Genomic DNA, 5,304 nt, shown 5'->3' with positions numbered 1-5,304 from the left:
TTCATGGGAAGTCTCCTTATGTGGCAGGCGCTGCATACGCCTTGTCCACGCAGTGTAAGGAAGACTTCCCTTTTCTTTACTATCCGCGCAACACTCCATACCTATGCATACTAACAGACTACGATTTGCCCCCTTCTTTTCCGCTGTCATGCGATTTCCGATTCCTGCCTCGCTGGCCCGGCTTAAGACTGTGGCCGAGGGTGGCTTCGAGCCGTATGAGGAACGCGGGCGCGCCGCACGGTCTGCCCGTGTGGGTCCGTCGCCGGATACGGGTGACGTCATTTTCCACTTTCCGCAAAGGCCAGAGACAAACCCTGCTCCACTGCGTTTCGCTTGGGTCAGTCCCGCCTTTGCTTTCCCCAGTCGTCAAAAACGTCCTTGGCAGGAAACTCATTCGATAGTACCGAATCCGAGCGTACTTCGCAATGGGCCCCAGCATTTTTCAGCAGACCAAAGGTTCTAACAGTGTCATTCGACAGGATTGACACGATTCACAATATGGAGTCCCAGAAATAGCCGCCCAGACTCCAATCTGTCAGCTCCGCTCTTCATCGTGTTAATCCTGTAAATCCTGTCTATAGGAATTGCGGTTGGAACCCAGTCCCCAATCTCGGCGAGATCTGGCCGCTCCTCACCTCACCGCGTTCCCAGTGCAACGAACTTGCTCCTATATATGAGGGGCAACACACGAAAGGTAGAAATCCAGCGCGTGTGGGGCAGCCGCCCTCGGCTGCCGCTCGGAGCCCTTGAATCGTCAATTTTGGGGGTGCATCCCAGCCTGGCGGGAGATGACACGGACGCAGGCAAGATGCCTGCGACACTCGTTTCCCAACGCTCACACGGATCGAGAGAAAGACAAAGATGGATTTCTGCAAGGAATCGTCGCAGCCACCTCGCTTGCTGCGGACACCCCCTTGCCCCGTCAAAAATGCGCGGGTACACCCCTTTCGCGTTACGACCTAGCGCAATTGTCTCGGGCATTAACCGGGTGATCTGTCTCGAATCGTCTGGTATACTCGGCATTCCGTTGTGCAATTTCGTCGGCGGGTGGCACGAAATCAGCGTCTATCGCTCTTTGGGGGAGGTCTACCGTGGCTCCGAATCCGTTTCTGGGGGTAATTCTGCACGCAATCGGCGGGCTCGCGTCCGCTAGTTTCTATATTCCGTATCGGCGTGTCCGGCATTGGGCATGGGAAAGCTACTGGTTGGCGGGTGGGTTCTTCTCGTGGATCATCGCACCGTGGGTTCTCGCCCTGCTCATTGTTCCGGATGTTCCGCAGATACTCGCCCAAACCCCGTTGAGTGTTCTTTTCTGGGCGTATTTCTTCGGGGCCATGTGGGGATTGGGCGGTCTGACGTTCGGCCTGACGATGCGTTACCTTGGCATCGCGCTCGGAATGGCCATCGCGCTTGGTTATTGCGCGGCGTTTGGCACCTTGATGCCGCCCATCTTCGACGGCAAGTTCGCAAGTATCGTCGGCGAGACGTCCGGTCAGGTTACATTGCTTGGCGTTGCCGTATGTCTCGCGGGCATTGCGGTCAGCGGCCTCGCGGGCATGTCCAAGGAAAAGGAACTTCCGGAAGAGCAGAAGAAGGCTGCTATCAAGGAGTTCAACTTCTTCAAGGGAATCCTTGTCGCCACCTTCTCCGGGGTCATGAGCGCTTCTATGTCCTATGGACTGGCGGCAGGCAAGCCCATCGCAGAACTGGCGCTCCAGCACAATGCGCCGCCGCTCTTTCAGAACCTCCCGGTGCTCATCGTCGTGTTGGCAGGTGGATTCACCACGAACTTCATCTGGTGCGTGCTCTTGAACGTCAAGAATAAGTCGGCCCGCGACTACATTGCGCCGGTTTCGGCTTCGGATGGCGTACGCGTGCCGCTGCTCTCGAACTACGTGTTCTCGGCGATTGCGGGCACGACGTGGTACCTCCAGTTTTTCTTCTATAGTATGGGAACGACCAAGATGGGGAAGTACGACTTCTCCAGTTGGACCCTGCACATGTCGAGTATTATTATCTTCAGCACGTTATGGGGCATCGCGTTGAGGGAGTGGAAGGGAACGAGTCCGCGCACGCATGTCCTCATTGCAATCGGGCTTGCCGTGCTCATCGGGTCCACGGTGGTTGTTGGTTACGGAAACTATCTCGGGAATCTCGCGGGGCATTAGTCCGGCTGAAGTCATCCAGTTGAAGCAAAGGGGGCATCCGCAAGGTATGCCCCTTTTTCGATTGATAGAGGCAATTTCGAACACCAAACGCCGGCCTGCATTCAACGGAATGCACAACGCATAGGAGTGCGAGAATGAGCGCCGAAATGGTTGCGGACGTCGAAAGTACAGAGAGTGGGGGAGAGTACGAGCGGGAGCCCGTCCCTGAACGTGCTACCAAGGGCTGGAAGAGCTTCGTTGGCATGTATGCGGGTGAGCATGCGGCCGGCACCGAATTCATGATCGGGCCGCTGTTTGTAACGCACGGTGTGACCGCGTTTGATGTCATCGTCGGCCTGCTCATCGGCAACTTGTTGGCGGTTCTCAGTTGGACGCTGCTTTGCGCGCCCATCGCGGTGAAGAAACGTCTTACCCTCTATTACCAGATGGAGAAGATCTGCGGCGCAAAGCTCGTCACGCTGTACAACGTCGCCAACGGCGTGCTGTTTTGCTTCTTGGCAGGCGCCATGGTCTCCGTATCCGCGACGGCAGTGGGGTTGCCATTCGATATGCCCATGCCCGCCCTCACTGACATGTATCCCAACAGCATCGGGTGGATCATCGCGGTTCTCGCGTGTGGTTCCATCATCGCGATCGTCGCGGCCAAGGGCTATGACACCGTCGCTCACGTCGCCAACATCGCAGCCCCGTGGATGGTTATCGTCTTTATCGCCTGCGGAGTCGCGGCCTTGCCGCAATTGGGCATTACCTCGCTCGGAGACTTCTGGAGCGTCGCCACAACCAAAGTGTGGAACGGCGTTCCCTTGGCGACGCAGCCCAAGTATGGAATCTGGCACATCATCTTTTTTGCCTGGTTCTGCAACATGGCCATGCATATTGGTATGTCCGATCTGTCGGTATTCCGTTTTGCGAAAAAGGCGCGTTACGGCTTAGCGTCGGCAACGGGCATGTACCTCGGACACTACATCGCTTGGATCGCGGCCGGATTGCTCTATGCGGTCCAACTCAACGTCAACCCCGACGACACGGCTGTCGCGCCGGGTCCCATGGCATGGAAGATCGCGGGAGTCACCGGAATCCTCTGCGTGATCATCGCGGGATGGACCACCGCCAATCCGACCATTTATCGCGCGGGTCTTGCGTTCCAAGCGTTGCGGCCGCAATGGTCTCGATTCCGCGTGACCTTGGTGGCGGGTGGTATAGCCACGGCAGGCGCCATCTTCCCAGCCTTGGTTATGAAGCTCCTCGATTTCGTGGCGTTGTATGGCCTGATCCTGATGCCTATGGGCGCCGTGATCCTCATCGATCACTACATGATGAAGAAACTCAACCTGCAAGAATTCTACGCGGAAAAGGCGGGCCTCTCGTTCAATTGGGCAGCGGGCCTTACCTGGTTTATTACGCTGGCGTTCTGCGTAATCCTGAACAAGGTCGTCGGGATAGAGATCTTCTTCCTCGGACTTCCAGGCTGGTTCGTCGCCGCCGTGCTCTACGTTGTTCTCAGCAAGATTGTCCAGAAGCCCCTCGCGGCGCAAGGAGCATAACCATGCGGAATCTACTAATGGCTGTCTCCATACTCGCTCTCGTCGTGCTGATGCTTGGCCCGACGTTGTACTTCCTTGGCAAGGTCGATCTTGAGACCAACAAACACATTCTGCTTGCAGGCACCGTGCTGTGGTTTGTTGTGACGCCCTTCTGGATGAAGGAAAAGAGCGGAACGTGATTTGGGATTTTAGATTTTAGATTTTAGATTTTAGATTTTGGATTAGAATATTAAGACAGTGGCGACACAAGACTGCATCGATTAAGCGCGTGTTACTGTTAAAGTGAAAGCCCGGCACATAGCCGGGCTTTTTGTTGTTTACCACACTCGCGCGTGCAAATCGCCAAAGTCTTGGGTCATCAATCTAATATTTTGGATTGGAATATCGAGACAGCGGCGACACAAGACTGCATCGATTTAGCGTGTGTTGCTATTAAAGTGAAAGCCCGGCACATAGCCGGGCTTTTTGTTGTTTACCACACTCGCGCGTGCAAATCGCCAGAGTCTTGGGTCATCAATCAAATATTTTGGATTGGAATATCGAGACAGCGGCGACACAAGACTGCATCGATTAAGCGTGTGCTGCTATTAAAGTGAAAGCCCGGCACACTGCCGGGCCTTCTGTTGTTTATCGCACTCGTGTATGCAAATCGCTAGAGTCTTGTATCTTCAATCCAAAATCCAAAATCTAAAATCTAAAATTCCCTACAGTCTTGTTGGCTCGTCAACGGCCTGATAATCCAGAGCGCTGAGATCGGCATCCGACAGTTCAGCGAACGACGACGCCTTGGTCGTGAGCGGCGCATCATCGACGGTTTCACGTCGATGGTTGACTGTGCGGCCCGCCAATACCAACCGTCGAAACTCCTGAACCGTGTCAAAGTCGTCCAACGTCTCAATCCAGAAGCGGTTCATGTAATTCAGTCCAAGCGCATTCGACGAGAACAACTCGACAAGCTGGTATTTGTCGACGCAGCTCCGTTGGGCTGCCGCATGTTCGCGCACAGGATGCATACTGGTCTGGGTTTCGATTGCATCCGCCAGCGCCAGATACCGCGGAAGCGTCTCGCCCCACGGGAACGGATGCGACAGCACGGTCAGGTATCCATCGGCGCACGCCTGCGCAAAAACCTCACTGGGAGTCGAAAGTGACTCGTAGACAGGATTGTCCGCGCCCAGCACGAGGACATCCTGGCCATCAGGTAATGTCAATTCGATTCCGGGATAGACGCGCAACCGATCGGTCATCTCGTTGAGCCCGGCTATCTCACGCGCGGACCAGACTTTACCGTATTCGGTGATAAACAGTGCGTCGTAGCCGCTGGCTTCCGCCATGGCAACGAGTTCCGAGGGGGGAATCCGGGAAGCAGGGGAGTAGCGGTTCGTGTGGGAGTGTATCTCTACCTTCATGGCCTCACCTTCCGTCCTTGGGGTTACGAACGGCAAAGCTTGCTCGGCCTGTACCCTGGCACAAGGGCACACTGTGCAACCTACACGTCGGCCATGCACAGCCCTTATGCCAGCAGGACGACAGCCTTCCGCACGACGTCGGCCACCATGCCAACGCCATACTGCATGGATTATAACATGCTT

Annotated in this window: 4 protein-coding genes; 3 read left to right on the top strand and 1 reads right to left on the bottom strand. The window is 55.6% G+C overall.

Translation table 11 applies throughout. The features are described 5' to 3' along the window. Positions 1-1,091: 1,091 nt before the first annotated feature. The 3 genes from rhaT (at position 1,092) to K1Y02_24995 (ending at position 3,891) form a co-directional block, all read left to right on the top strand. Positions 1,092-2,168, top strand: coding sequence for an L-rhamnose/proton symporter RhaT (gene rhaT, locus K1Y02_25005; GenBank protein MBX7259640.1), 1,077 nt, complete (start codon positions 1,092-1,094; stop codon positions 2,166-2,168). A gap of 146 nt (positions 2,169-2,314) precedes the next feature. Continuing rightward, the gene (locus tag K1Y02_25000) at positions 2,315-3,712 is read left to right on the top strand and encodes a hypothetical protein (protein MBX7259639.1); all 1,398 of its coding nucleotides are present in this window, start codon (positions 2,315-2,317) and stop codon (positions 3,710-3,712) included. A 2-nt stretch (positions 3,713-3,714) separates the two neighbouring features. Continuing rightward, positions 3,715-3,891: a hypothetical protein gene (locus K1Y02_24995; protein MBX7259638.1), complete on the top strand. Its 177-nt coding sequence runs from the start codon at positions 3,715-3,717 to the stop codon at positions 3,889-3,891. 525 nt (positions 3,892-4,416) lie between these two features. Here the strand turns inward: K1Y02_24995 and K1Y02_24990 are convergent. Then, positions 4,417-5,121 (bottom strand): hypothetical protein, encoded by a 705-nt coding sequence (locus K1Y02_24990; protein MBX7259637.1) that lies wholly within the window; start codon positions 5,119-5,121, stop codon positions 4,417-4,419. Positions 5,122-5,304 lie beyond the last annotated feature (183 nt).

The sequence above is a fragment of the Candidatus Hydrogenedentota bacterium genome (genome assembly GCA_019695095.1).
GTDB lineage: Bacteria > Hydrogenedentota > Hydrogenedentia > Hydrogenedentales > SLHB01 > JAIBAQ01.
The sequence above is the reverse complement of the archived record's forward strand: the minus strand, read 5'-3'. Positions and strand labels throughout refer to the sequence as shown.

Bases quoted from the DNA above. Each gene is read 5' to 3' on its own strand.
- K1Y02_25000 (MBX7259639.1), top strand. From the start codon at position 2,315: ATGGTTGCGGACGTCGAAAGTACAGAGAGTGGGGGAGAGTACGAGCGG.
- K1Y02_24995 (MBX7259638.1), top strand. From the start codon at position 3,715: ATGCGGAATCTACTAATGGCTGTCTCCATACTCGCTCTCGTCGTGCTG.
- K1Y02_24990 (MBX7259637.1), bottom strand. From the start codon at position 5,121: ATGAAGGTAGAGATACACTCCCACACGAACCGCTACTCCCCTGCTTCC.